Consider the following 25,020-nt stretch of genomic DNA (forward strand, 5'->3'; position numbering starts at 1 on the left):
CGCGCACCCGCTCCGTTCTGGGGGCACCCGCCGACCGACCGACCGGTCGTCACCGGTGCGCAGCGGATCCGGCTTCCGTTCCGCAGCCCTGCGGCGGAACCACGGCAGAACCGCTCCGACCGCTCCGCGGCCCGCGCCAAGACCGCGCACCGGTCACATCAGCAGGCGCGGCGACAGCGCCCCGCAGGGCAGCAGCTCGAGTTCCTGACCGGCGTCGCGCAGATCAGTCAGTATCAGCTCGTCGTACATCAGCAGCCCGGTCGACTCGGGCCAGACGATCGCCCACAGCCACAGCCCCCGCGCCTCGCCCGCGAACACCGCGCGGTCCTCCGGGGCGTCGTTGACGTGCCACAGCGGCGTCGGCCTGCCCGCGGCGAGGACCTTGGCCTGGGGTGAGGTGTCGACGGTCATATGCGGCCCGGGGTCGGGCCCGTCGATCCCCGCGAAGCGGGCGCCGAGGCCGACTCCGAGCTCCTCGGCGACGAGCAGCAACTCCCCCACACCTCCCAGTGGTCCGGGCCCCGAGCAGGCCACGGCCGTGGCCCGACCGCCGCTGCGGTCGTCGCCGGCGTAGGCGACGCCGGTGAAGAGCCAGCCGACCGGGAGCGGCCAGGGCATCCACACGGGGACCTCGGCGCGGGCCACCACCACGCTGAGAGCCTCGACGCTCGGCGGGATCACGGGCTGCAGCGGATAGACGGAGCCGTGCACATCGCACTGCCATGTGTCGGCGAAGAGACCGGGCGCCCGGACCCGGCCACCGCACTTCGGGCAACTGGGTTCGCCCCTCATAGCGCTCAACGGTCCTACCCGTCCGCCGCCGCGTCAAGGACGATCACTCGTCCCGCACGGCGGTTTCACCCGCCCTCAGCAGGAAGGGCCGCGTGCGGCCCGCGCCCGCCCGCGATCACGCTCCACCGTCCGCACGGCGGCGACAGCAGGCGGGGCGGCCTGCGCGAAGACGGCCCACGGGCGGCGCCGGGAACGGCGCCGCCCGGCCCCTGACCGCGGCTCCCCACGCCCACGCCCGGGGGCGGCGGTGCGGTTGTCGCTGTCGACCACGACGGGGGCCCCGCGCCCACGCCCCGGGGCGGCCTGCTCGCAGGCGGCGACAGGGCAGGGGCAGACCGGCAGCCAGACCGGGCAACAGGACAAGACAGAACAAGAAAGAACAAGAAAGAACAAGAAAGAACAAGACGGGGCAAGACGGGATAGGAAAGGGCCGGACGAGGCGAGGAACGACGCAGCACGGAACCGCACGGAGCCGCTACGCCACCGCCCACCGGCACCGGCACCGGCACCGGCACCGGCACGCAGTCGAAGCGATCCGAAACCCGGACGGCCCCGCCCGTCAACCCGGCCATGAGATACGTCACTTCACGCGACGCACCCCACAGTGGCTGACATCACGTCAGGGTGACGGAGGACCTCAGTGGATCGCGGAGGTCCGTACCGTGCATCAGCCACCGCTCCTGGAGCTTCTCCGCACCGTGCACCCGCTTCCACGCGGCCTCGTTCGGCGTCATCGGCAGCAGCGGCAGAAAGCGGACCGGGTCCATGGGACCGGCGAGCCGGAGGTCCTCGACCAGGCCGCCGGACTCGGCGACCAGCACCGAGGTGAACGGGGCGCCCGGCCAGAGCGGCCCGCCCACGTCCATGGAGTTCCCGGGAGCCACGACCAGTCCTTCCACCTGCGGGGACGAGGCCAGGACGGCGAGCGGCCGCAGCACCTTGTCGGTGTCGGCCGAACCCGCGCGCACCGAAAGGACCAGTTCGGCCCGCGGCCCCCGCACCGGGTCGGCGAAGGCGTCCCCGGGGTCGGTCATCGGATGCGCCGACATCCCCAGCGTGGCGTATCTGACGATGCCCCCGTCGACGAACCGGAGCACCTCGATCCGCTCCGCGCCGAGGAAGGTGACCGCGGCGCGCGCGTCGGGTCCGCCCAGCGCGCTACGCAGCCGCGCCTCGACCAGAGCAAGAACTTCTCCCATCCGACGAGCATAGATCGCGTCGGGAACGGGCAAAGGAAAAGATTGGCCCTCAGTCGGCTGATAGGCTTGGCCGCCTGTCCGGGACAACATGCGAAGCCATGCGAAACATGGTTCCCGGATCCCGACGACACGTCTTCCCCCACGGGGGACCGGCCGGAGGAGGTGGGGCTGCGATGGATCGAAGTCGACCGTGCAGTACCAACCGCTCTTCCGCGCGCCCCCTTCCCTCCTTCCGCTGAGGGCCCCCGCACCGGTGGCTCCACGGCACCGCGCATGACGGAAGAGCACGACTCACCTGCCTGACTGTCTGTAGCGAACGCCGCCACCGCGCCCCGCGGTGCCGCCCGCTTTGCGGACGTATCGAGACACGTCCTCGTTCCGGGCTGCGCCACGCCCCGCAGCGGCGGCCTCCGTCGTGAAGGAGCCTGCCATGTCGATGATCCGTGACCTGCGCCACGTCGTCCGCCCCACCCTGCGCAAGAGCAGCGGCCCGTACGGCGCGTACGACGCCGCCCGTGACCCGTCGGCCTCCACCGCCGTCGTGGACTGCGCCGTCTACCGCGACGGCAAGCGCCTGCAGGGCACCGGCTGCCTCACCCCGCGCGAGGCGATGCTGCGGGTGCGCGAGGCCGGCGGCTTCGCCTGGATCGGCCTGCACGAGCCGACGGAGGAGGAGTTCTCCGGCATCGCCGCCGAGTTCGGGCTTCACCCGCTGGCCGTCGAGGACGCCGTGCACGCCCATCAGCGGCCCAAGCTGGAGCGGTACGACGACACCCTGTTCACCGTCTTCAAGACGGTCCACTACGTCGACCACACCGAGTTGACTCCGACCAGCCAGGTCGTGGAGACCGGGGAGGTGATGTGCTTCACCGGGGCCGACTTCGTGATCACCGTCCGGCACGGCGGGCAGGGCTCCCTGCGCAACCTCCGCCATCGGCTCCAGGACGACCCTGCGCTGCTCGCCAAGGGCCCCTCCGCCGTCCTCCACGCCATCGCCGACCACGCGGTGGACGGCTACATCGCGGTCGCCGACGCCGTGCAGGTCGACATCGACGAGATCGAGATCGACGTGTTCTCCGCGCCGTCGAAGGGCAGCACCCGGGGCACCGACACCGGGCGGATCTACCAGCTCAAGCGCGAGGTGCTGGAGTTCAAGCGGGCCGTGACCCCGCTGCTGCGGCCGATGCAGCTGCTGAGCGAGCGTCCGATGCGGCTGGTCGACCCGGACATCCAGAAGTACTTCCGCGATGTCGCCGACCACGTGGCCCGGGTGCAGGAGCAGGTCATCGGCTTCGACGAGTTGCTGAACTCGATCCTCCAGGCCAATCTGGCGCAGGCCACCGTCGCCCAGAACGAGGACATGCGCAAGATCACGTCATGGGCCGCGATCGTCGCCGTCCCGACGGCGGTCTGCGGGATCTACGGCATGAACTTCGACCACATGCCCGAGCTCCAGTGGCGTTACGGGTACCCCATGGTGCTGGCCGGCATCGTCGGGATCTGCCTCACCATCCACCGCACCCTGAAGCGCAACGGCTGGCTCTAATAGGCTGCGTGGTATGAACGACGCTTCCGCACACCCCACCGGGGACGCCCCGCTCGGGCCTGCCCTCGTGGAGGAGGCCACCAGGAAGTCCGGCCTCATCTGGGTCCGCGGCACCGGCCCGGACCGGGCGCTGTGGCATGTGTGGCACGGCGGTGCCGCGTATGTCGTCGGGGACGGGCCTGGCGAGCAGCCGCTGCCCGGACTGAGCGGCGGCTCCACCGCCGTGGTCACCGTGCGCAGCAAGGACAAGGGCGGCCGGCTGGTGTCGTGGACCGCCGCGGTGACCGAGCTGGCGCCCGGTTCGGAGGACTGGGAGGCAGCCGTCGGCGAGCTGAAGGGCAAGCGGCTGAACGCCCCCGACGGCGAGCGGATGACCGAACGCTGGGGCCGCGAGTGCCGGGTGCTGCGGCTGGAGCCCCGCGAGTCGACCATCGACCACCCCGAGGACTCCCTGGCCGCCGCGCCACTGTCCACACCGGCCACGACCAGGCGGCCCGTCCCTGCGGCACTGCCACGGCTCCTGGGGCTCGGCCGCCGGCGCCGCCGCTGAGGCCCCTGCCCCCCTGCTGAGGCGGTGGAGACCGCAGGGCTCCGCTGAGGCCGCCGGCGGCCCGGCGAACCATCAGGGCGCATCCGAGAACGCCCCGAGCGTCCACCACTCGGCGCACGACGGGCACACGACCGGCACACGACGGGTGGCGACCAGAAGACCACCGGCGCACACCGGGACAGCCAGGGCACCACCGGCGCACGACCAGCGCGGAAGGCACGAAGGGGCGCAGAAGGCCTACGGGCTGTCGCGGGGGAGCTGGCGACCGTAGTCGACCGTCTCCTCCTTGGCGGGGGCCTCCAGCGGGAAGTCCCGGCCCCACTCCCCCAAGGTGAGAACACCCGCGTCGCCCGCCCGGTCCAGCTGCAGCGGATACGGCGTGCCCTGCAAGGAGACGGCGAGCGTGCCTCCGTTGCCCCCGTCGCCCATGATCTTGATCGTGCGGATGCCGCCGATCGTGCTGCGGTCGCCCTTGCTGAGCTTGCCGTGCAGCCCCAGCAGCCCGTCGAGCAGCACGTTCATATCGGTGAAACCGCGCAGCTGCTTGTACGCGGGGTCGTCCTCCGGCACCTTCACATACTTGTCGTCCAGCTTCTCGGCTGCGGCCTGGTCGTCCTCGCCGGGCTCCACGTCCCCGCCCTCGCCCTCGCCGTCGTCGGATCCGGCGTGCACCCAGAAGCCCGCGTCGGCCTTGAGGTAGAGCGCGTCCTCGACCCTCAGCAACTCGAAGGTGGAGTTCTTGGAGGTGACCGAGCCGACCCCACCGGTCTTCTTCAGCCGCATGTTCAGCTTGTAGGTGCCGCCCTTGGACACCAGCGTGCCGGCCACCCGCACCGCAGCCGCCTCGCCGGCCGCCGTCTTGGCCCTCTTCTCGATGGCGGTCGCCTCCAGCTTGCCGACACCGTTCGTCCCCGCATCCGGGTCCTCGCCGCACCCTGCGAGGGCGGCGGCCAGCGCCGCGCACAGTGCGAAGGGGAGCACGGCTCGGCGCGCGGGGGCTGCCGGACCCGGGGGGAGAGCGGTCACAAGCGCACTGCCTCTCGTAGCGTGGGGGTGGCAGTCCGCAGCGTACCGGGGGCCGAAGGGCGGTCCGGAAGGCAGCCGTCCGGACCGCCGGCGCCGGCGCCGCCAATCGGTACGGGCCTGCTCGAAGCCGTTGAACGATGCCATTTCCGAGTAATCCGGTTCGCTCCCCGGGTGATCCCGGGCGCACCGGGGCGGCCGGGCCCTTCCCCGCCGGCCCCCCGGCCGGGCGTGACGAAGGCGACCGCTGACGCGGCCCTCCGGGGCGGGATCGGGCGCCGTACCATCGTGGATATGGTTACGGAAGACGCGGTCCGCGACGCACTGGCGACGGTGAACGATCCCGAGATCAACAAGCCGATCACCGATCTCGGGATGGTCAAGTCGGTGGAGATCGGGTCCGGCGGCGCGGTCGCCGTCACGGTCTATCTCACGGTCTCCGGCTGCCCGATGCGCGAGACGATCACCCAGCGTGTCACGGACGCCGTCACGGGCGTCGGCGGCGTCACCGGCGTCGAGGTCACCCTGGACGTGATGAGCGACGAGCAGCGGCGCGAACTCGCGGCCTCGCTGCGGGGCACGACCGCCGAGCGCGAGGTGCCGTTCGCCAAGCCGGGCTCGCTGACCCGCGTCTACGCCGTCGCCTCGGGCAAGGGAGGCGTGGGCAAGTCATCCGTGACCGTGAACCTGGCGGCGGCCATGGCCGCCGACGGGCTGAAGGTCGGGGTCGTCGACGCCGACATCTACGGCCACAGCGTGCCGCGCATGCTCGGCGCGGACGGCCGCCCCACCCAGGTCGAGAACATGATCATGCCGCCGTCGGCGAACGGCGTGAAGGTCATCTCGATCGGCATGTTCACCCCCGGCAACGCGCCGGTCGTCTGGCGCGGGCCGATGCTGCACCGGGCGCTGCAGCAGTTCCTCGCGGATGTCTACTGGGGCGACCTGGACGTACTGCTGCTCGACCTGCCGCCGGGCACGGGTGACATCGCCATCTCCGTGGCCCAACTGGTGCCGAACGCCGAGATCCTCGTCGTCACCACCCCGCAGCAGGCGGCGGCGGAGGTCGCGGAGCGGGCCGGCTCCATCGCGGTCCAGACCCACCAGAAGATCGTCGGGGTCGTCGAGAACATGTCGGGTCTGCCGTGCCCGCACTGCGACGAGATGGTCGACGTCTTCGGCACGGGCGGCGGCCAGCTGGTGGCCGACGGGCTGACGAAGACCACGGGCGCCCCGGTGCCGGTGCTCGGCCAGATCCCCATCGACGTGCGGCTCCGCGAGGGCGGCGACGACGGCAGGCCCGTCGTCCTCACCGACCCCGGTTCCCCCGCCGGTGCCGCCCTGCGGGCCATCGCGGGCAAACTCGGTGGCCGGCAGCGCGGCCTCTCGGGCATGTCGCTCGGCATCACCCCGCGCAACAAGTTCTGAGCCCGCACCGCCCGCACGCCGGCTCCGCCCGCACGCCGCCACCGCCGTGGAGTGCCGCCCCCGCCGCCGGCGCCCTTCTCCACGGCCCTCCACCACCTTTCCCCTCGGCGACGCGGGACGGCCGTGCCCTCCCTCCCCGGGGGGCGACCGTGCGCACGCCACTGCCCGCAGTCCCCCGTCCGGGGACCTGCGGGCAGTGGCCGTCATCAGGCGGGCGGGACACCCGCTACCCGGTCGTCTGCGCGTAGGCCCCCAGGTCCTGCACCACGGAGAAGCCGAGCCCGTACGCGCTCATCCCGCGCCCGTAGGCCCCGATGTGGACCCCGTTCCCGGTGGAGCCGGCGAGCACCCAGCCGAACTCGGACTCCCGGTAGTGGAACGGCATCGGCACCCCGTCCACCGGCAGGGAGAGCTCCGACCAGGGGGCTCCCGCGAGGTCGTGCGCAAGCTCGAAGGCGGTCTCGGTCTGCTGGTCGAGCCAGTCGTCCCGCAGGGAGTGGTCGAGCTGCGGCGGCCAGGTACCGGCCAGCAGACCCGAGCCCGCAAGCCAGGCGGCAGAGGAGGCGGTCGTGGCGTCCAGGACGCCCGTACCGTCGCCGGTACGGCGCACCGGACTCGACGCGACGGTGACGACCACGGCGAAGCGCTCCCTCTCCCCGCCCGTGGCCTCGGACTTTATCGACGGCTCATCACCGTGCCCCATGGAGCCGTGCTGTACGGAACCGTCCGCGGCCGTGCCGACCTGCATCAGCCAGCGCGGCCCGGTGAACGCCCCGTCCAGGCCGTACCAGGGGAAGGGCGCGTGCAGATACCCGTCGACGGTACGCGGGGCCACGGACGCCCCTCCAGCGGTGGAACTGCCGGGCGGATCCTGCGCCCCTAGCCGACTCGTCGTCTCCATCTACCCGGCCGCCTCCTTGGTCAGCGAGGTCCGGGACGGCCCGCCCCCCGCGGGCGTCCTCGATCCCGGACAGATGGAGGATAGCCATCCGCCACCGGCTCGTTGGGATTGACGGCGGTCGTGGGCCTCAGGTGGCGTCCGCGTCGAAAGGCGGCCGCTCGCTCCGATCGGGCGTATCGCGCTTCTTCAGGAGGTCCGGTGCCGCGCCGCCCGGCGCATCGCCGACGCGGGCCGGCACCGAGTCTCCGGGCTCCTTGCCGTTCACGGCGTCCGCGACCTCGTTGATCTCCTTCTTCAGATCGAAGCTGCCGCGGATCTCCTTGATGTCCTCGTTCTCGGTGAGCTGCTTGCGGATGAACGCCTTGGGGTTCAGATCCTCGAACTCGAAGTCCTTGAACTCCGGTCCCAGTTCGCTGCGGATGTCGTGCTTCGCGTTGTCCGAGAACTCACGGACCTTGCGGATGAAGCGCGAGACGTCCTGGATGACCTTGGGCAGCTTGTCCGGGCCGAAGACCAGCACGGCGAGGACCACGAGCGTCACGAGCTCGAGTGCGCCTATGTCGTTGAACACCTTGCCGCTCCCTGTGTTCCCGTGTTCTCGTGTTGTCGTCCTCCGTGCCCGCAGCGCGGGCCGAGCGGGACGCTCCACGGTACCCGGCGAATCTGTCCCGACGGTACCTTCGGGAGGTCCGTCTCCTGCCCGTCCTCGAGCCCGGACGGTCCGTTCACCACGCCCGTCACCCACCCGTCACCCACCCGTTGCGAGCCCGTCGGTGAGCCGTTCGCAGGCCTGCCTGCGATGCCGTCCGCGGGTGACGGCACTGCCTTCACCGCGCCCGTCACCCGCCCGTCACGAGCCCGTCTGCGAACCCAGCGTCACCACCCTGGTCTGCTCCCCGCCGCCGCGGAGCACCGTGAGTTCCAGCCGGTCGCCGGGCCGGTGCGCACGGATCTTGACGATGAGTTCCTCTCCGTTGTGCACCCGCTGGCCGTCGACCTCGGTGATGACGTCGCCCGGACGGATGCCCGCCTCGGCGGCGGGACCGCCGGCGGTGACGGACGGGGCTCCGTCCTTGCCCTTCTCGCCGACACGGGCGCCGTCTCCCGAGTACTGCATGTCGAGGCTGACCCCGATCACCGGATGGGTGGCCTGCCCGGTGTTGATCAGTTCCTCGGCCACCCGCTTGCCCTGGTTGATGGGAATGGCGAAGCCCAGACCGATGGAGCCGGCCTGGCCGGAACCCGAGTCGGGGCCGGAACCGCCGTCCGCGGCACGGATGGCGCTGTTGATGCCGATGACACGCGCCTTGGAGTCGACGAGCGGTCCGCCCGAGTTTCCGGGGTTTATCGGTGCGTCGGTCTGCAGGGCGTCGACATAGCTGATGTCGCTGCCGTCGCCCTTCTCCCCGCCGGCGGTGATCGGGCGCTCCTTGGCGCTGATGATTCCCGCGGTCACCGTGTTCTGGAGGTCGAAGGGCGCGCCGATGGCCACGACCGGGTCGCCGACCCGGACGTTGTCGGAGTTGCCCAGGGGCAGCGGCCTGAGCCCGGAGACCCCTCTGACCTTGACCACGGCGAGGTCGTAACCGCTGTCCTTGCCGACGAGGGTGGCCCGCGCCGTCTCCCCGCCGCTGAAGGTGACGGAGATGTCGCCGGAGCTGCCGGCCGGGGAGACCACATGGTTGTTCGTGAGGATGTGCCCCTGCGCGTCCAGGACGAAGCCGGTACCGGTGCCCTGCTCACCGCCTCCGCTGACGTGCAGCGTCACCACACCGGGGAGGGAGCTGGCCGCGATCCCCGCGACACTGCCGGGCGCCCGGTCGGTGTTCTCCGGCCCCGCCTGCGGCAGCTCGACCGTGGTGATCCCCCCGTTGCGTTCCAGGTACGCGCCGACACCACCGCCGAGGACTCCGGCGAGCAGGGCGAAGAGCAGTCCGCCGGCGAAGGCCGTGCCCCGCCGGGACTTCCTCCTGGGCGGCTCCCCGGTACGGATCAGGGGCGCGCCGGACGCGCCCCAGGGGTCGTACTGCCGCCACTGCTCCGCTGGTGGAGCGGCTTGCGGTGGAGGGCCTGGGAGGGGCGCGGGTGCGGGGCCCGGGAGGCCGCCCCCGGCCGGGTGGTGGGGCGGTGCGCCACCTGCCCCGGCGGAGTGCTGCACCGAAGGCGCGGGTGCCCACGGGCCGGGGTCGGCGTACGGCGGTGCGGGGTGCTCGTCCGGCTCGTACAGGGGCGGCGGCTCGTACAGGGGCGGCGGCTCGTACAGGGGCGGCGCGCCCCCACTCGCGGGCCCGGCCGCGGCGGCGGGCTCGCCGTCCTGACCCGGGTGCGGGCGGGCGGCGGGCGCGGTGCCCTCCCCCCGGAGGCCGGCGGGGGAGGACGCCCCGGCCGCCGGACCTTCCGACCGGGGGTCGTCCGGCGTGGGCCACGGGGAACGCTCCCCCTCCGCGGGCGATCCACCGGGCGGCTGCGGGGCGGTCCGGGCCGCTTCGGTGGAGGGTGCGGCCGGCACGCTCGGGGACCCGCCGTCCACCGGCTCGTGCCGTGCCGTCGGGGCTGGCGGCGGAAGCGGGTACTCGGGCCGGTCGTCGACGGGCGCGCCGGCTGTCCCGCCGTCGCTCACCGCCGCTCCGGGCACGGGCGCCGTGCCGTCGAGGCCGGGGGGCGACGACGGCTCGGGGCGGGCCGGACGGCTCCACCACTTCTGCTTGGGCCCCGTCGGCTTCCCGTTCTCCATGCTCTCCCCGCAACCGCCGCTTCGTGTGCCCCGCCGGCACCGTCCCCCGGATTCAACCAGGTTTGCGGATGGCGTCCTACCGTGCGATCGGCCCCGGGGCCGATCGCACCACGTCAGCGCTGGGGCGGGAAGCCGAGCCTGCTCGGCAGCGGCGACGCGGAAGGGCCGGGCCCGGGGGCCTTGACCAGCTGGAACGCGGAGGCGGTCGGCCTCGCCTGCCCGGTGAGACCGCCGCTGAGCAGGGACGACGCCGCGAAAGGATGGGCCGTCGGCGGCGTCTGGGCCAGTGTGTGCGGGGCCACCGCCACGACGGGGGTACTGCTGACCCCGGTGGCGCCGCTGCCCGCGGTCCGCCTGCGGTTGCCCTCGGCGGCGCCGGTCGCCGTGCGCTGGGGGGTCACGTTGTTGCCGCGGTTGTCCACCCGGGCCGAGCCGTCGCCGGTGGCGGCGAGCGGCAGCGCCCCGCCCAGGGCGATCGCGGCGAAGGACACCGCGCTGGCAGCGGCGAAGGCGAACCTCCGGCCGCGCCACGAGGAGCGCTCCGCCTCCTGCCGTGCCGCCACGTCGTGGATGCGGAAGCCCGGCCGCCGGCCGCCTTCGGCCGGGCCGTGGCCACCGGAGAGCACACCGAAGCCGCTCGCGTTCACGCCGAGGACGCCGTCGCCCGGCCGCCCCCGGCCGAAAGGACCTCCCCGCCCGTCGTCATCACCGCCCGGCGGCCCCGCGGGCAGCCCCTGCAGCCGTGCGAGCAGGCCCTCGGACGGCGGCGGCGGCGCAGCCGCGGCGAAGACGCTCTTCAGCCTGCGCTGTGCGTCGGCCTCGGCCTTGCACCTGGGGCAGGTCGCGAGATGGGCCAGAACGCGCTCGCGCGCATCGTGCTCCAGCTCGCCGTCGACCAGGGCGGCGAGCCGGTCTCCCAGATGCTGCTCCGCCGGGGTGGGAATCGTGCCGCTCACGGCGCCCCGCCCTCCCCGGCCACGCCCGCGAGGGCACGCTGCTCGGCCCGCGCCTCGGGAGAGCGGTGCTGCAGGGCCCTGCGCAGGTGGGAGCGGCCGCGGTGGATCCGGCTCCGCACGGTGCCGAGCTTGACACCGAGCGTGGCCGCGATCTCCTCGTACGACAGGCCCTCGATGTCGCAGAGCACCACTGCCGCCCGGAACTCGGGCGCGAGGGTGTCCAGCGCCTGCTGGACGTCCGCGTCGAAGTGGGTGTCGTGGAAGACCTGCTGGGGGGACGGCTCCCGGCTGGGCAGCCGCTCGGCCGCGTCGTCGCCCAGTGCGTCGAAGCGGATCCGCTGCTTGCGGCGGACCATGTCGAGGAACAGGTTCGTGGTGATCCGGTGCAGCCAGCCCTCGAAGGTGCCCGGCGTGTAGGTCGACAGGGACCGGAAGACCCGGACGAACACCTCCTGGGTGAGGTCCTCGGCATCGTGCTGGTTGCCGGTCAGGCGGTAGGCCAGACGGTAGACCCTGCCGCTGTGCGTGCTGACGATGTCCTCCCACGAGGGAGGTGTCCACGCCTGCGATTCCGCATCCGGTGCGAACCTCGCGGTCGGTACGGAGTCGGCCTGCCGGGAACGGGCGTCAGCGGTGTCGGTCACGGATTTCGGCTCACCCGCCGACCCGAGGAGGCGCCTCAGCACCCCTCTCCGATCCACAGGCGCAGCCGCACCTCCCCTGTCGGCTCTGGTGGTGTCCAGTGGAGCCCCTACCATAGCCACCTCGCCCGTTAGCTCCGGATAAGAATCTTTACGCGAATTTAGGGACGGTGCCGCGTGACCGGCGCTTTCCCCCACTCTCTCCCAACGCCCGGTCCCATCTGCGGGTTCCCGTGCGCAACGGATACAGTCACGGTTGCGCCGACTACGGGACAGGAGAGGGTCATTACCGCCAACCGGCAGACGAGCTGGGCGTTCGCCGACGCCTTTGTCGCCGAGGAAGACGCACTGCGCTGGGCCCGCGACCGGGCCCGGGAGGCGGGGCTGCCCTCGGTGTCGCCCGGCACGGGTGCGGCCCTGCGTCTGCTGGCCGCTGCGGCGGGGGCGAAGGCGGTGGCGGAGATCGGCACCGGCACCGGCGTGTCCGGTGTCTACCTGCTCCAGGGCATGCGCGCGGACGGCGTGCTGACCACGGTCGACCAGGAGCCGGAGCGCCAGCAGTTCGCACGCGAGGCGTTCCGCGCCGCCGGGTTCGCCGCGAACCGGGCCCGCTTCATCCCCGGCCGCGCGCTCGACGTACTGCCGCGTCTCGCGGACGGCGGGTACGACCTCGTCTTCTGCGACGGCGACCGGCTGGAGTCGCTGGACTACCTCGCCGAATCGTTGCGCCTGCTGCGCCCCGGCGGACTCGTGTGCTTCGAGGGCGTCTTCGCGGACGGACGCACGGTCGACTCGGCGGCCCAGCCCGGTGAGGTGCTGCGGGTGCGGGAGCTGCTGCGCACGGTGCGGGAGAGCCAGGAGCTGCTGCCCTCGCTGCTCCCGGTGGGCGACGGTCTGCTCTGCGCGGTCCGGCGCGGCTGAGGCCCGCCGGGCGCCGGCGCGGGAGACGTCCTGCGGATCCGGGCCGGCGCGGCCTCCCGGAGGGACCGGGCCCCAACCGGGCCCCGGTGACACGCGCGGGCGCGGGGGCGGGCGAGGGGGGGGTGCACAAGACCGGGCAGGCCCGAGAGCCCGCAGGCCGCAGGGCCGCAGGGCCGCAGGCGAACCCGGGATCCCGGGCGGCCTGACGGCGCGGACGGGCCCCTGCCAACGGCACCGCCCCGGCGCAGCGGATGCCGTGCCGGGGCGGTGCAGAAAGGTGTGGGCGTTCCCGCGTCAGCCGACGACCTTCTTGAGGGCATCGCCGAGGGCGTCGGCCTCGTCCGGAGTCAGCTCGACGACAAGCCGACCGCCGCCTTCGAGCGGAACGCGCATGACGATGCCCCGCCCCTCCTTGGTCACCTCGAGCGGGCCGTCGCCCGTCCGCGGCTTCATGGCCGCCATGCTCGTTCCCCTTCCTGAAACCAGCTCATCCTCAGCCGACGGCCCCCGGATGGGCACACGTCACCGGCATCGAACACATTGCTTCCCGGCCATTATCCCGCATCCCAGGACCCGATGACCAACATCGCTCGGCATCGCTTGCGCAACGCGCTTTCGCAAAACCGCCTAATTCGGGGATCCACCTGCGATACTTCGCCCCCGACCGACACCGGGGCCGGAAACCGGACTCCGGGATTTCTTTGACGCAGGTCACATACCGGGGGGTAGGTCGGTCCCGTCGGCCTCCGCCATGCTGGGCACGACAACACTGACCGAGGTGCTAAGGGGACACTCCATGGCCGACTCCGTGCTGTACGAGGTGAGCGACGGACTCGCGACGATCACGATCAACCGGCCCGAGGCCATGAACGCGATGAACGTGGAGGCGAAGGTCGCCCTCCGGGACGCCGTCCTTGCGGCCGGGGCGGACACCGGCGTACGGGCGGTCCTGCTGACGGCGACGGGCCGCGCCTTCTGTGTGGGCCAGGACCTGAAGGAGCACATCACCCTGCTGGCCTCCGACCGCGAGTCGGGCACCGGCCACACCATGCACACCGTGCGCGACCACTACAACCCGATCGTGCGCGCGTTCACCGAGATGCCGAAGCCCGTGGTGGCGGGCGTGAACGGCGTCGCCGCGGGTGCCGGTATGGGTCTCGCCCTGGCCGCCGACTACCGGGTGGTGGCCGACACCGCCAAGTTCACCACGTCCTTCGCCGGGGTCGCGCTGACGGCGGACTCCGGGGTCTCCTGGACGCTCCCCCGGATCGTCGGCCCCGGCAGGGCCGCCGACCTGCTGCTCTTCCCGCGGTCCATCACAGCGCAGGAGGCGTTCGACCTGGGGATCGCGAACAAGCTCGTACCGGCCGGCGATCTGGCGGCGGAGGCGGCGGCGGTCGCCCGCGCCCTGGCCTGCGGCCCGACGCTCGCCTACGCCGCGATCAAGGAGTCCCTCGCCTACGCGGCGGGCCACACACTGGCCGAAACCCTGGAGAAGGAGGACGAACTCCAGACGAGGGCAGGCGCATCGGAGGACCACGCCATCGCAGTGCAGGCCTTCGTCGCCAAGGAGAAACCGGCGTACCTGGGGCGCTGAGGGACCGGCACCGAGCGGCCGGCGGCGGTCCGCCCTCGGGCGGGCGGACGATACCCGCGCTCACCGTCCCGGTGGGCCTGGACGGCGGCGGCCCGCCCGCGGGCGGGCGCGTGCCGGGGCCCCTCGCCCGCGGGGGCAGCCGGCGGGCAGCGGGCGCGGCCGGCCGGATCACCGGCTTCCGCGGGCCACGCAGTCCGCCAGATGGTCGTCGACCAGACCGCAGGCCTGCATGAGCGCATAGGCCGTCGTCGGGCCGACGAAGCGCAGACCGCGCTTCTTGAGGTCCCTGGCGAGAGCGGTGGACTCGTCCGTGACCGCCGGGACGTCCGCGAGGGTGCGCGGTGCCCGGCGGACGGCAGGATCCGGCGCGTACGACCAGATCACGGCGTCGAGTTCACCCTCCGCCCAGCCCGTCAGCACCCGGGCGTTGGCGATGGTCGCCTCGATCTTGGCACGGTTGCGGATGATGCCCGCGTCGGTGAGCAGGCGCTCCCTGTCGTCGTCTGTGAAGGCCGCGACCGAGGCGATCCGGAATCCCGCGAACGCCTCCCGGAAGCCCTCACGGCGGCGCAGGACGGTGATCCAGGAGAGCCCGGACTGGAACGCCTCCAGTGCCAGCCGCTCGAAGAGCGCGTCGTCACCGCGGACGGGCCGGCCCCACTCCTCGTCGTGGTACCTGACGTAGTCCTCGCTCGACAGGCCCCAGGGGCAGCGCAGCATTCCGTCGGGTCCCGCCACGGCCCCGCCGCTCATCGCCGCCGCCCCTCGTCGTCCCGTCCGCTCTGCTCTCCGGGAAGGTCCGGATGCCCCGGCGGGGCGTCCGGCGGGCCCTGTGCGCCCTGGCCGCCCTCCGCGGACGGGCGGTCCCCACCGGTCCCGGGGGAGGGGCCCGGCCCCTCCCCCGGCTCGTCCGCGGGCACGCCGCCCGGTTCGTCCGCGGGCACGTCCGCAGGCCGGTCGCCGAGGAGCCCGTCCGGGCCGGTCTCCGTCACCCGCCGGCCCGCCAGGGCGAACTCCAGCTCGGCGATCCGGGCGTCCCGCTCCGCGAGTTCCGCGCCCAGGCGTCCGAGGACCTCGTCGACGTCGAGCATCCGGTAGCCGCGCGCCGTCACGGGCAGGCGCAGCCCCTCGACATCGGCGCGGCCCAGGGGGCGCGTCGCCGGCAGCGGGTCCACCAGGCGCTCCGGCGCCGCCTCGGGGAGCACCGGCCTGTCGCCGCCGCCGACCACCGCCAGGGTGACCGCGGCGACGACCACGACCATCGCGATCAGCAAGAACCAGAACACAGCGCGCCTCTCCCCGGAGCAGGAAACCGTCCGCTGCCGATCGTGCCATGCGCCACTGACGGCTAAGGTCGCAGGCGGCCGATCGCAAGGAGGAAACAGCGGATGCAGGGGATGCACGACGGGACTCTGCGGCTGGGCAGGCGCGAGTTCGGCGCGCACCAGCCAGTGATCATGGCGATCGTGAACCGGACGCCGGACTCCTTCTACGACCAGGGCGCCACGTTCCGCGACGAGCCCGCTCTCGCCCGGGTGGAGCAGGCGGTGTCCGAGGGCGCCGCCGTCATCGATGTCGGCGGGGTGAAGGCCGGTCCCGGCGAGGAGGTGACCGCCGAGGAGGAGGCGCGCCGCACGGTCGGTTTCGTGGCCGAGGTGCGCCGGCGTTTCCCGGACGTGGTGATCAGCGTCGACACCTGGCGCCACGACGTGGGCGCCGCCGTCTGCGAAGCGGGCGCCGACCTGCTGAACGACGCCTGGGGCGGCGTCGACCCGGCCCTGGCCGAGGTGGCCGCCCGGTACGGGGCGGGCCTGGTCTGCACGCACGCGGGCGGGGCGGAGCCGCGCACGCGGCCGCACCGGGTCGCGTACGACGACGTGATGGCGGACATCCTGCGGGTGACGACCGGGCTGGCTGAGCGCGCGCTGGAACTCGGTGTGCGCCGGGACGGGATCCTCATCGACCCGGGACACGACTTCGGGAAGAACACCCGCCACTCGCTGGAGGCGACCCGCCGGCTCGGCGAGATGGCGGAGACGGGCTGGCCGGTGCTGGTGTCCCTGTCCAACAAGGACTTCGTCGGCGAGACCCTCGACCGACCGGTCAAGGAGCGGCTGACCGGCACGCTGGCCACGACCGCGGTGTCGGCGTGGCTCGGTGCGCGGGTGTACCGGGTGCACGAGGTGGCGGAGACCCGGCAGGTGCTGGAGATGGTCTCGTCGATCGCCGGGCACCGGCCCCCGGCGGTCGCCCGCCGGGGACTCGCCTGAGCGCCGCGCCGCCCGGGGCGGCGACCTCCCGGGCCGGGTTTGCCCGTCCGGTCGGCAGCGCGGCACGGTGCGGCGCGGTCTGCGCGGCGCGGTTCTGCGCGGCGCGGTGAACGTCGCCCGGTACGGCACCTGGTGCCAGATGGACAGGGCCCTGGACCAACGGACCCTGCCGGGCAGGCCGTCCAGGCCCGGGACGGCCCGGGACGGCTCGGGACGGCCCGGACCCAGTCGCCCGGGGCACCCGGACGCAGTCCCCGCCGATCGGGCCTGAGCGGAAGCAGTCCCGCTCAGGCCTCGTAGCCCTCATACGGGACCGGCGGCGGCGGTCCGGTCTCCTTGGTGACCAGGGCGACGGCCTCGTCCACGTCGTCCGTGACATGGAAGAGCAGCAGATCCCGCGCGGACGCCTTGCCCTCGGCGACGACCGTCCCGCGCAGCCAGTCGACCAGGCCCGACCAGTAGCGGGACCCGAAGAGCACCACGGGGAAACCGGTCACCTTCCCGGTCTGGACGAGGGTGAGCGCCTCGAACAGCTCGTCGAGTGTGCCGAAGCCGCCCGGCATGACCACGAAACCCTGGGCGTACTTCACGAACATCGTCTTGCGGACGAAGAAGTAGCGGAAGTTCACGCCGATGTCGACATGCGCGTTGAGGCCCTGCTCGAAGGGCAGCTCGATGCCCAGCCCGACCGAGATGCCACCGGCTTCCCGCGCGCCGCGGTTGGCGGCCTCCATCGCTCCCGGCCCGCCACCGGTGATCACGGCGAAGCCGGCGTCCACCAGCGCCCTGCCGATCCGTACGGCGGCGTCGTACTCGGGAGTACCGGGAGCGGTCCTGGCGGATCCGAAGACGCTGACGGCACTCGGCAGTTCCGCGAGGGCGCCGAAGCCCTCCACGAACTCCGACTGGATGCGCATGACCCGCCACGGATCGGTGTGCACCCACTGCGAGTCCCCCTCGGTGTCCAGCAGGCGCTGGTCCGTGGTCCCCGGCTGGATCTGGTCCCTGCGCCGCACCACCGGACCGAGTCGCTGCTCCTCCGGCTGTGCTTCCCCGGGCCTGTCCATGACCTGCTCCCTCCGCTGTGGTGCACGTTCCAGGTCAGGGTAGGTCGCCCGGGATGGACACGAGCAGAATTCCGGTGGTCGGATACGGGGAAGTCAGGCCGCGGCGGCTCGTCCGGTGTTCCTCACGGGTGGCCCGCCCCCGAACCGCACGGTGCCGCGTGCGCCCGCCGTCACGTGGTGAGCCACTGCCGCAGGCGCTCCTCGCAGTGGGTGATCCGGTCGACGGCCACACGCTCGTCCCGCTTGTGGGCGCAGAGCGCGTCGCCCGGTCCGTAGTTGACCGCCGGGACGCCCAGCGCGCTGAAGCGCGACACGTCGGTCCAGCCGAACTTGGGCTGCGGGGTGCCGCCGACGGCCTCCATGAACGCCGCGGCGGCCGGGTGCGAGAGCCCCGGGAGGGCCCCGCCCGTGTGGTCGTCGACGATGAACTCGGCCACGGCGCAGTCGGCGAACACCTCGCGGACGTGGGCCTCGGCCTCGGCCATGGTCCGGTCGGGCGCATAACGGTAGTTGATCACCACGGTGCACTCGTCGGGGATGACATTGGTGGCCACACCGCCCTCGATCCCGACCGCGTTGAGCCCCTCGTGGTACCGCAGTCCGTCGATCACGGGGCGGCGGGGCTCGTAGGAGGCGAGCCGGGCCAGGATCGGCGCTGCGGCGTGAACGGCGTTGGACCCCATCCAGCTGCGCGCGGAGTGTGCGCGCTCTCCCGTCGTACGGAGGTGGACACGCAGAGTCCCCTGGCAGCCGCCCTCCACCTGTCCGTCGGAGGGCTCCAGCAGCACGGCGAAATCGCCCTCCAGCCAGTCGGGGTACGCGTCCGCCACATGCCCGAGGCCGTTGAGGTGCGCCGCGACCTCCTCGTTGTCGTAGAAGACGAACGTCAGGTCGCGGTTGGGGGCGGGAACGGTCGCGGCGATCCGGAGCTGGACGGCGACTCCCGACTTCATGTCCGAGGTGCCGCAGCCCCACAGGACGCCGTCGTCGTCGAGCTGGGAGGGGACGTTGTCCGCGATCGGGACGGTGTCGATGTGCCCGGCCAGGACGACGCGTTCCGTCCGGCCCAGGTCCGTCCTGGCGACCACGTTGTTGCCGTACCGGTCGACGGTGAGATGCGGCAGGGCACGCAGCGCCTGCTCGATCGCGTCGGCGAGGGGCTTCTCGTCGCCGCTGACCGACGGGAAGTCGACGAGCCACGCGGTGAGGGCCGGGCCGTCCAGGGTGAGGTCGAGCGCGCTTTCGGGCATGGCCTCGACCCTAGCGTCCCGCCCCGCGCCCCCGGCGCACGGCGGTGCCCCGCCGGGGCGCGGGGGCGCGGGGCGGGGCGCGGGGGCGCGGGGCGGGTGAGACGCAGCGGGGGCCGGGCCGTACGCGGTGCTCCGCCCGGACGTCCACGGTGCTCCAGTACGGTGGGCGCCGTGACCAAGACCGCCTCCTCCGCCCGGCGCGGCCGCCCCTTTCGCCTCGCGGCCGCGTTCGCCGTGCTGCTGGGCCTGGTCGCCTATGTGCTCGTGCACTACATGAGCGGCGGCGGCGCGCCGCGCTGCGTGGTCCGCTCCGACGGCGGAGAGGGCGCGGACCGGCCCGGCACGGGCGGGGCGGACGGCAGCGGCCAGGACGGCGGGGGCACCTCCTACGAACTCAGCCCGGAGATGGCCGCCAACGCCGCCACGATCTCCGCGGTGGGCACCACCAAGGGGATGCCGGAGCGGGCGGTGACCATCGCCCTGGCGACGGCCCTCCAGGAGTCCGCGCTGCGCAACATCCGGTACGGCGACCGCGACTCCCTCGGGCTCTTCCAGCAGCGCCCGTCGCAGGGCTGGGGAACCCCGCAGCAGATTCTCGACCCGGTCTTCTCCGCCGGGGCGTTCTACGATCACCTCGCCGAGGTGCCCGGCTACTCGAGGCTGCCGCTGACCGTGGCAGCCCAGCGCGTCCAGCGCAGCGGTTTCCCGCAGGCATACGCCAAGCACGAGCCGGACGCCGCACTGCTCTCCGCGGCGCTCACCGGCCGCGCCTCGGCCTCCCTGACCTGCACGGCCCCGCCCCCGACCGAGCCGGGCGACCCGGCGAAGCTCCGCTCCGAGCTGACGCGTTCCTTCGGCCCCGGGGTCCTTCCCGCCAGCGACGGAGAGGGCCGGGCGGGGGCTCCGCAGTCCTCGGAACTGACGATTCCGGTCGCCTCGGCCGCCGGTGACCCAGGCGACCCAGGTGACGCAGGTGACGCAGGCGACGCCGACGACTTCGACCGCCGCGGCTGGGAGCTGGCCCACTGGGCCGTGGCGAAGGCGTCGGAACTGGGAGTCGCCGAGGTCTCGTTCGCGGGAAGGGTCTGGAGCGCCGAGGAGGCCGGGGAGGGCTGGCGCACGGCCGACCGCGACGGCAAGGCGGTACGGATCCGGCTCGCGCGCTGATCCGCGGGCCCGCTGCCGCGCCCGGCACGGCACGGAACGGAACGGCTCCCGGGAGCGACTCCCCAGGAGCGGGGACAGGCCGGGAGCGGGGACGCTGGGGAGCCGCCCCGGGCGGGGCGCCGCGCCGGCGGCGGCGAGGCCGGTCACCGGACTTCTCCCAGGAGGCCCCGGAGGCAGTACCACGGGCAGGCCGCTCAGGCACGCGCCCTCCTGGTAGCTCACCCGTCCTACCGGGCACTCCTGCGGGTAATGCGGCGGACGCCGCCGGGAGGATTTCCCGCGGTATGCGGTCCGCTGCGCCCCGGACCCGCGATCACCCTTGCCGGACAGGGGGAGTGACGGTTCGGCAGACAACCCGCAGACATCGCGTTCGCCCGTTTTTGTCCACGCCGATTATGCGATGCATTGCCAACTCTTTACCTCGTGTCACCGCAACCTTCCCCGCCCCCCGAGGGGTTGATCAGTGCGTCCGATCGCCGGACACCGACCTCGGTCACCACCGATCGTTCTCTCGTCGAAGGAGCATCATGTCCCTCCCCCTGACCCGCCGGATCGCCCGTGCCGCGCTGCTCGTCGCAGCCGGGGCAGCTCCCGTGGTCGGTGCGGCCGGCTCCGCGAGCGCCGTGGACCTGCCCACCCGCGACCTGGGCAACGGCGGCCTGACCCAGCTCGACGGCGACACGGCGGGCTCCGCCGTCGACAGCACCGCCCGCGAGGCCGCCGGCACCGCGAACGAGGCCGGCGGCAAGGTGGTGGGCACCACGCTCCCGGCCGCCGCCGGCACCCTGGGCGGCGCGGCCAGGAGCGGCCTCCCGGCCGCCCAGGAGACCGCAGGGCAGGCCGCGGGCAGCACCGCCGGCGTCCTCGGCGAGACCGCCTCCTCCACGACCTCCCAGGGTCTGCCCGCCGCCCAGGACCTGGCCGGCGGTGGTCTCCCGGACGCGGGTGCCGCGCTGCCCGTGGGCGAGTTGCCGGTGCAGGGGCTGCCCCTCTGACCCACCCGGAGGCCGACCGGCACATGGAAGGGCCCTCGAGAGCGTGCGCACCGCTCCCGAGGGCCCTTTCCGCATACCCCTGGCGCGTCGGCGGCGCCGTGGACCACCGCACGGCACCGTCAGGACGCCCGTGCGGGCACCGCCGCGGACCACCCGCACGGCGCCCATCGGTCCCATCGGTCCCATCGGTCCCATCGGTCCCATCGGTCCCACCGGCACCCACCCGCACCCACCCGCACCCATCGGAGCGGACGCCCGCACCCGTCAGCCGAGGCGTTGGACGGCCGCCTCGACCCGCTCGTCCGTCGCGGTGAAGGCGACGCGCACGAAGTGCTCCCCCGCCCCGCCGTAGAAGTCGCCGGGGGCAACCAGGACGCCCAGCTCAGCCAGGTGCGCCACCGAGTCCCAGCACGGCTCGTCCCGTGTCGCCCACAGATAGAGGCTCGCCTCGCTGTGCTCGATCCGGAAGCCGTGCTTCAGCAGGGCCTCGCGCAGCGCTCGGCGCCGGGCCCGGTACCGGGCGCGCTGCTCGGCGACGTGCGTGTCGTCGCCGAGGGCCGCGACCGTGGCCGCCTGCACCGGCGCCGGCGTCATCATCCCGGCGTGCTTGCGGATCGTCAGCAGTTCCCCGAGCACGGCCGCGTCGCCCGCGACGAAGGCCGCGCGGTAGCCCGCGAGGTTGGACCGCTTGGACAGCGAGTGGACGGAGACGACCCCCTCGTACGTACCGCCGCAGACGTCGGGGTGCAGTACGGAGACGGGCTCCGCCTCCCAGCCCAGCTCCAGATAGCACTCGTCGCTGAACACCGGCACGCCGTGCCCGCGCGCCCAGGCGACGACCCGGGCCAGTTCCTCCCGGGCGAGAACGCGGCCGGTCGGGTTGGACGGCGAATTCAGCCACAGGAGCTTCAGACCGGAGGGGTCGAGATCGGTGACCGGATCGTCGTAGACGACCGGCTCCGCCCCGCACAGTCGCGCGCCGGCCTCGTAGGTCGGGTAGGCCAGGCGCGGGTAGGCCACCCTGTCGCCGGCACCCAGGCCGAGCTGGGTCGGCAGCCAGGCCACCAGTTCCTTCGACCCCATGACCGGCAGCACGTTGGCGTGGGCGAAGGACACCGCGCCGAGCCGCCGCTCGCACCACGACACCAGTGCGTCCCGCAGCGCGGGTGTTCCCCAGACCGTCGGATAGCCGGGCGAGTCCGCGGCATCGGCGAGGGCCCGCCGGACCGGCTCGGGGACCGGGTCGACGGGGGTGCCGACGGAGAGGTCGACGATGCCGTCCGGGTGGGCTGCTGCGGTCGCCTTGTACGGCTCCAGCTTGTCCCAGGGGAAGACGGGGAGTCGGGACGATACGGCGGACACGGTGCTCACTTCCTCGTTTGGTACGCCGGTACCGCGCCACTTCTCGTACGCGGCTACGGCGCCACCTCGGTACGGCGCCGCGGGCGCTGCGGCGGCCGGCCGGCCCGGGCCCCGGCCGGAGCGGGCGGCCCGGGGCCGCGCACTGCGCCGCGCCGCGGCGGCCGGCCCGGACGCCCCGGTCCCGCACGGCGGACGCACCGTGCGGGACCGGGGACTCGCGATCAGCCGTTCTGCGGGGGCAGCGCGGCGATGAAGGGGTGGTCGCGCTCGATCAGACCCAGCTTGGAGGCGCCACCGGGCGAGCCGAGCTCGTCGAAGAACTCGACGTTCGCCTTGTAGTAGTCCTTCCACTCCTCGGGAGTGTCGTCCTCGTAGAAGATCGCCTCGACCGGGCAGACCGGCTCACAGGCACCGCAGTCGACGCATTCGTCCGGGTGGATGTACAAGGACCGCTGGCCCTCGTAGATGCAGTCGACGGGGCACTCCTCGATGCAGGCCTTGTCCTTGACGTCGACACAAGGCTGCGCGATGACGTAGGTCACGCTGTCGTTCCTCCTCGGTAGGGCGCGGCGTCCGGTCTGCGGCTCGCCGCGGGGCTGCGCGGGAGCGCGGCGTCGTCGATGCCCGCACCTAGTATCTCCGTTCCTGGGGATGATCCGAACAGGAGGGGAGACTTGAGCTGTGGAATTCTCTGTGCGCGAACGGCCGGAGGTCCGTATCACCCCTGCTGACGTGGGAAAACGCGTATCGGTACGGCGGCACGCCGAACCGGCGGGCAGGTCCGCGGACGAGCCGGTGGTCCAGTCGGCGGACAGGTCGCCGGACACATCGGCGGGATTCACCGACGTGGTCGGCGTTCTCACCTCATGGACGGGGGGTGTGCTGATGATCACACGGAGGACCGGGGAGGCCGTCCGAGTACCGGAACCCTCGCTGGTGGCGGGCAAGGTCGTGCCGACCGCGCCGGCACGTCGGCGGGGTGTGCCGGCGGCGTCCTTCGCGGAGCTGGCGCATGTCTCGTCCCGGGCCTGGCAGCCGGTCGAGAGCGAAGCGCTGGGCGAGTGGGTGCTGCGCGCGGCGGCCGGCTTCACCCGCCGGGCGAACTCGGCACTGCCCCTCGGCGACCCGGGCATACCCCTGGACGACGCCCTCGGGCGCGTACGCGACTGGTACGCCCTGCGCCGTCTTCCCGCGTACGTCCAGGCCGCGACCGGTGCGGAGGGCACCCAGGAGCGGCTCTGCGCGGAACTGGCGGAACGGGGCTGGGAGCGGGTGGTGAGCGCCGAGCTGCGCATCGGCGGGCTGGCGCAGGTGGGCGATCTGGACGCGGACGCGGCCCGGGTGCGGCTGACCCGTTCGCTGGACGAACCCTGGCTCAAGCGCTACCAGCGGTTCACTGTGCCAGGCCCGCATGTGCGGAAAGTGCTGGGGAGCGGACCGTCGGTGTGGTTCGCCACCATCCCGGGCGAGTCCGATATCCCGGCGGCGATCGGCCGATGCGTGGTCGACGGACGCTGGGCCGGCGTCATGGCCGTGGAGGTGGACCCCGAGCGGCGTAGGCAGGGACTGGCGAAAGCGGTGATGGCGGCACTCGCACGGCGGGCACTGGACGAGGGAGCGTCGGCGGCCTGGCTGCAGGTCGAGTCGGGCAACGAAGGGGCCCGCGCCCTGTACGAGGGGATGGGATTCACGGTCCACCACCTCTACCACCACTTCCGCTACTCCCGATCTTCCTGAGCGGGTACGAGACGCGTATGCGACCGCCACACCCCGACGCCATGGGCCGGCGCCACCGGTTCGCCGAGGAGGCCCGCTCCGAGCGGCCCGACCTCGCGACGCTGTGCCTGCTGGTGGGCGCGGAAGCGGATCCGCGGCTGGACGAGGCGGGGCTCGGCGCGGCCGAGATCGAGATCGACCGGCTCGCGGGACTGCTTCCGTACGGCGTCACCGGCCCGCACAACTGGGTGGCCGCGCTGTCGTCGCTGCTCGGCGAGCGCTGCGGCTTCCACGGCACCCCGGACTGCTACCAGCGGCTGGAGTCCTCGCTCCTGCACGAGGTACTGCGCCGCCGCCGCGGCCTGCCGATCCTGCTGTCGGTCGTCTGGATGGAGGTCGCCCGCCGCGCCGGCGCTCCCGTGTACGGGCTGGCCCTCCCGGGCCACTTCGTGGTCGGCTTCGGCGACCCCGGGAACCCCGTGATGGCCGACCCCTTCGCGGGCGGCCGCCTGCTGACGGGACCGGACGCGGAACTCCTGGTCGCGGGGACCACGGGCGCGCCGCTCGAACCCTCGATGATGACCCCGGCGGGCCCGCTGGAGATCGTCCTCCGCGTCCTCAACAACATCCGCGCCTGGGCCGCCGGCCGCCCCGAGCACACGGCCGTCGCCCTCTGGGCCGTCGAACTCGCCCTCCTCCTCCCCTCACACCCGGCGCGCCTGCGCTACGACCGGGCCGAACTCCTGGTCCAGCGGGGCGACTTCCTCACGGGAGCGGCGGAGATGGACGCGTACGCGGACGTCGTCTCGGCGGTCGAACCCGCGACGGCGACGGCGATCCGGCGAAAGGCCCACGCGGCCAGGTCGATGCTGAACTGAGCGGCGGGCGGGCCGAGCCGTCGCGGC

Annotated in this window: 25 protein-coding genes; 10 read left to right on the top strand and 15 right to left on the bottom strand. The window is 73.2% G+C overall.

The window, feature by feature from the left end:
- Nucleotides 1–153: 153 nt before the first annotated feature.
- On the bottom strand, nucleotides 154–792 hold the full coding sequence (locus tag SCWH03_RS18865; protein ID WP_026165182.1) for a DUF6758 family protein: 639 nt from the start codon (nucleotides 790–792) through the stop codon (nucleotides 154–156).
- 614 nt (nucleotides 793–1,406) lie between these two features.
- Nucleotides 1,407–1,991 (bottom strand): suppressor of fused domain protein, encoded by a 585-nt coding sequence (locus SCWH03_RS18870; protein WP_173265437.1) that lies wholly within the window; start codon nucleotides 1,989–1,991, stop codon nucleotides 1,407–1,409.
- 430 nt (nucleotides 1,992–2,421) lie between these two features.
- Between SCWH03_RS18870 and SCWH03_RS18875 the strand changes: the two genes are divergently transcribed.
- Nucleotides 2,422–3,537 (top strand): magnesium and cobalt transport protein CorA, encoded by a 1,116-nt coding sequence (locus SCWH03_RS18875; RefSeq protein WP_173265438.1) that lies wholly within the window; start codon nucleotides 2,422–2,424, stop codon nucleotides 3,535–3,537.
- Nucleotides 3,538–3,550: 13 nt separating this feature from the next.
- Nucleotides 3,551–4,087, top strand: coding sequence for a hypothetical protein (locus tag SCWH03_RS18880; protein ID WP_173265439.1), 537 nt, complete (start codon nucleotides 3,551–3,553; stop codon nucleotides 4,085–4,087).
- Nucleotides 4,088–4,324: 237 nt separating this feature from the next.
- Here SCWH03_RS18880 and SCWH03_RS18885 read toward each other — a convergent pair whose 3' ends face one another.
- On the bottom strand, nucleotides 4,325–5,113 hold the full coding sequence (locus SCWH03_RS18885) for a hypothetical protein (RefSeq protein WP_173265440.1): 789 nt from the start codon (nucleotides 5,111–5,113) through the stop codon (nucleotides 4,325–4,327).
- Nucleotides 5,114–5,404: 291 nt separating this feature from the next.
- Here SCWH03_RS18885 and SCWH03_RS18890 point away from each other — a divergent pair, with 291 nt between their 5' ends.
- On the top strand, nucleotides 5,405–6,538 hold the full coding sequence (locus SCWH03_RS18890; RefSeq protein WP_173265441.1) for an Mrp/NBP35 family ATP-binding protein: 1,134 nt from the start codon (nucleotides 5,405–5,407) through the stop codon (nucleotides 6,536–6,538).
- Between the two features lie 226 nt (nucleotides 6,539–6,764).
- Here SCWH03_RS18890 and SCWH03_RS18895 read toward each other — a convergent pair whose 3' ends face one another.
- From SCWH03_RS18895 to sigE, 5 genes are all read right to left on the bottom strand, one after another.
- A complete protein-coding gene (locus SCWH03_RS18895; protein WP_173265442.1) occupies nucleotides 6,765–7,439 on the bottom strand; it encodes a hypothetical protein in 675 nt (224 codons plus the stop codon).
- 127 nt (nucleotides 7,440–7,566) lie between these two features.
- The gene (locus SCWH03_RS18900) at nucleotides 7,567–8,010 is read right to left on the bottom strand and encodes a sec-independent translocase (RefSeq protein ID WP_173265443.1); all 444 of its coding nucleotides are present in this window, start codon (nucleotides 8,008–8,010) and stop codon (nucleotides 7,567–7,569) included.
- A gap of 279 nt (nucleotides 8,011–8,289) precedes the next feature.
- Complete coding sequence (locus tag SCWH03_RS18905; RefSeq protein ID WP_173265444.1) at nucleotides 8,290–10,173, bottom strand: trypsin-like peptidase domain-containing protein; 1,884 nt, start codon at nucleotides 10,171–10,173, stop codon at nucleotides 8,290–8,292.
- Between the two features lie 113 nt (nucleotides 10,174–10,286).
- A complete protein-coding gene (locus tag SCWH03_RS18910; protein ID WP_173265445.1) occupies nucleotides 10,287–11,129 on the bottom strand; it encodes an anti-sigma factor family protein in 843 nt (280 codons plus the stop codon).
- Nucleotides 11,126–11,887, bottom strand: coding sequence for an RNA polymerase sigma factor SigE (gene sigE / locus SCWH03_RS18915; RefSeq protein WP_173265446.1), 762 nt, complete (start codon nucleotides 11,885–11,887; stop codon nucleotides 11,126–11,128). The genes SCWH03_RS18910 and sigE overlap by 4 nt, the downstream gene beginning before the upstream one ends.
- A 102-nt stretch (nucleotides 11,888–11,989) precedes the next feature.
- Between sigE and SCWH03_RS18920 the strand changes: the two genes are divergently transcribed.
- Entirely contained in the window at nucleotides 11,990–12,691 is a 702-nt protein-coding gene (locus SCWH03_RS18920; protein ID WP_272491089.1) for an O-methyltransferase, read from the top strand.
- Between the two features lie 294 nt (nucleotides 12,692–12,985).
- Here SCWH03_RS18920 and SCWH03_RS18925 read toward each other — a convergent pair whose 3' ends face one another.
- Complete coding sequence (locus SCWH03_RS18925) at nucleotides 12,986–13,153, bottom strand: DUF3117 domain-containing protein (protein WP_003966491.1); 168 nt, start codon at nucleotides 13,151–13,153, stop codon at nucleotides 12,986–12,988.
- A gap of 334 nt (nucleotides 13,154–13,487) precedes the next feature.
- On the opposite strand from SCWH03_RS18925, the gene chcB reads away from it, so the two are divergent.
- Complete coding sequence (gene chcB, locus SCWH03_RS18930) at nucleotides 13,488–14,288, top strand: 2-cyclohexenylcarbonyl CoA isomerase (protein ID WP_173265447.1); 801 nt, start codon at nucleotides 13,488–13,490, stop codon at nucleotides 14,286–14,288.
- Between the two features lie 168 nt (nucleotides 14,289–14,456).
- On the opposite strand, the gene SCWH03_RS18935 is transcribed toward chcB, so the two are convergent.
- Together SCWH03_RS18935 and SCWH03_RS18940 are read right to left on the bottom strand one after the other, a co-directional pair.
- Nucleotides 14,457–15,041: a DNA-3-methyladenine glycosylase I gene (locus SCWH03_RS18935; protein ID WP_173265448.1), complete on the bottom strand. Its 585-nt coding sequence runs from the start codon at nucleotides 15,039–15,041 to the stop codon at nucleotides 14,457–14,459.
- The gene (locus tag SCWH03_RS18940) at nucleotides 15,038–15,574 is read right to left on the bottom strand and encodes a hypothetical protein (RefSeq protein ID WP_173265449.1); all 537 of its coding nucleotides are present in this window, start codon (nucleotides 15,572–15,574) and stop codon (nucleotides 15,038–15,040) included. Before SCWH03_RS18940 ends, SCWH03_RS18935 begins: the two co-directional genes overlap by 4 nt.
- Before the next feature lie 111 nt (nucleotides 15,575–15,685).
- On the opposite strand from SCWH03_RS18940, the gene folP reads away from it, so the two are divergent.
- A complete protein-coding gene (gene folP, locus SCWH03_RS18945; protein ID WP_173265511.1) occupies nucleotides 15,686–16,558 on the top strand; it encodes a dihydropteroate synthase in 873 nt (290 codons plus the stop codon).
- Nucleotides 16,559–16,845: 287 nt separating this feature from the next.
- On the opposite strand, the gene SCWH03_RS18950 is transcribed toward folP, so the two are convergent.
- Both SCWH03_RS18950 and dapE read right to left on the bottom strand, forming a co-directional pair.
- The gene (locus tag SCWH03_RS18950) at nucleotides 16,846–17,625 is read right to left on the bottom strand and encodes an LOG family protein (RefSeq protein WP_173265450.1); all 780 of its coding nucleotides are present in this window, start codon (nucleotides 17,623–17,625) and stop codon (nucleotides 16,846–16,848) included.
- A gap of 170 nt (nucleotides 17,626–17,795) precedes the next feature.
- The gene (dapE, locus tag SCWH03_RS18955; RefSeq protein ID WP_173265451.1) at nucleotides 17,796–18,875 is read right to left on the bottom strand and encodes a succinyl-diaminopimelate desuccinylase; all 1,080 of its coding nucleotides are present in this window, start codon (nucleotides 18,873–18,875) and stop codon (nucleotides 17,796–17,798) included.
- Between the two features lie 171 nt (nucleotides 18,876–19,046).
- On the opposite strand from dapE, the gene SCWH03_RS18960 reads away from it, so the two are divergent.
- The gene (locus tag SCWH03_RS18960) at nucleotides 19,047–20,042 is read left to right on the top strand and encodes a VldE C-terminal domain-containing protein (protein ID WP_443098664.1); all 996 of its coding nucleotides are present in this window, start codon (nucleotides 19,047–19,049) and stop codon (nucleotides 20,040–20,042) included.
- Between the two features lie 527 nt (nucleotides 20,043–20,569).
- Nucleotides 20,570–21,037 (top strand): ATP-binding protein, encoded by a 468-nt coding sequence (locus SCWH03_RS18965; RefSeq protein ID WP_173265453.1) that lies wholly within the window; start codon nucleotides 20,570–20,572, stop codon nucleotides 21,035–21,037.
- Between the two features lie 264 nt (nucleotides 21,038–21,301).
- Here SCWH03_RS18965 and dapC read toward each other — a convergent pair whose 3' ends face one another.
- Entirely contained in the window at nucleotides 21,302–22,399 is a 1,098-nt protein-coding gene (dapC, locus tag SCWH03_RS18970; RefSeq protein WP_173265454.1) for a succinyldiaminopimelate transaminase, read from the bottom strand.
- 221 nt (nucleotides 22,400–22,620) lie between these two features.
- Nucleotides 22,621–22,941, bottom strand: a complete 321-nt coding sequence (fdxA, locus tag SCWH03_RS18975; RefSeq protein ID WP_010474859.1) for a ferredoxin — start codon at nucleotides 22,939–22,941, stop codon at nucleotides 22,621–22,623.
- A 139-nt stretch (nucleotides 22,942–23,080) separates the two neighbouring features.
- On the opposite strand from fdxA, the gene SCWH03_RS18980 reads away from it, so the two are divergent.
- Together SCWH03_RS18980 and SCWH03_RS18985 are read left to right on the top strand one after the other, a co-directional pair.
- The gene (locus SCWH03_RS18980) at nucleotides 23,081–24,136 is read left to right on the top strand and encodes a GNAT family N-acetyltransferase (RefSeq protein ID WP_173265455.1); all 1,056 of its coding nucleotides are present in this window, start codon (nucleotides 23,081–23,083) and stop codon (nucleotides 24,134–24,136) included.
- A gap of 17 nt (nucleotides 24,137–24,153) precedes the next feature.
- Entirely contained in the window at nucleotides 24,154–24,993 is an 840-nt protein-coding gene (locus tag SCWH03_RS18985; RefSeq protein WP_173265456.1) for a transglutaminase family protein, read from the top strand.
- Nucleotides 24,994–25,020: the final 27 nt, after the last annotated feature.

The sequence above is a fragment of the Streptomyces pacificus genome (genome assembly GCF_011766325.1).
Taxonomy (GTDB): Bacteria; Actinomycetota; Actinomycetes; order Streptomycetales; family Streptomycetaceae; genus Streptomyces; species Streptomyces pacificus.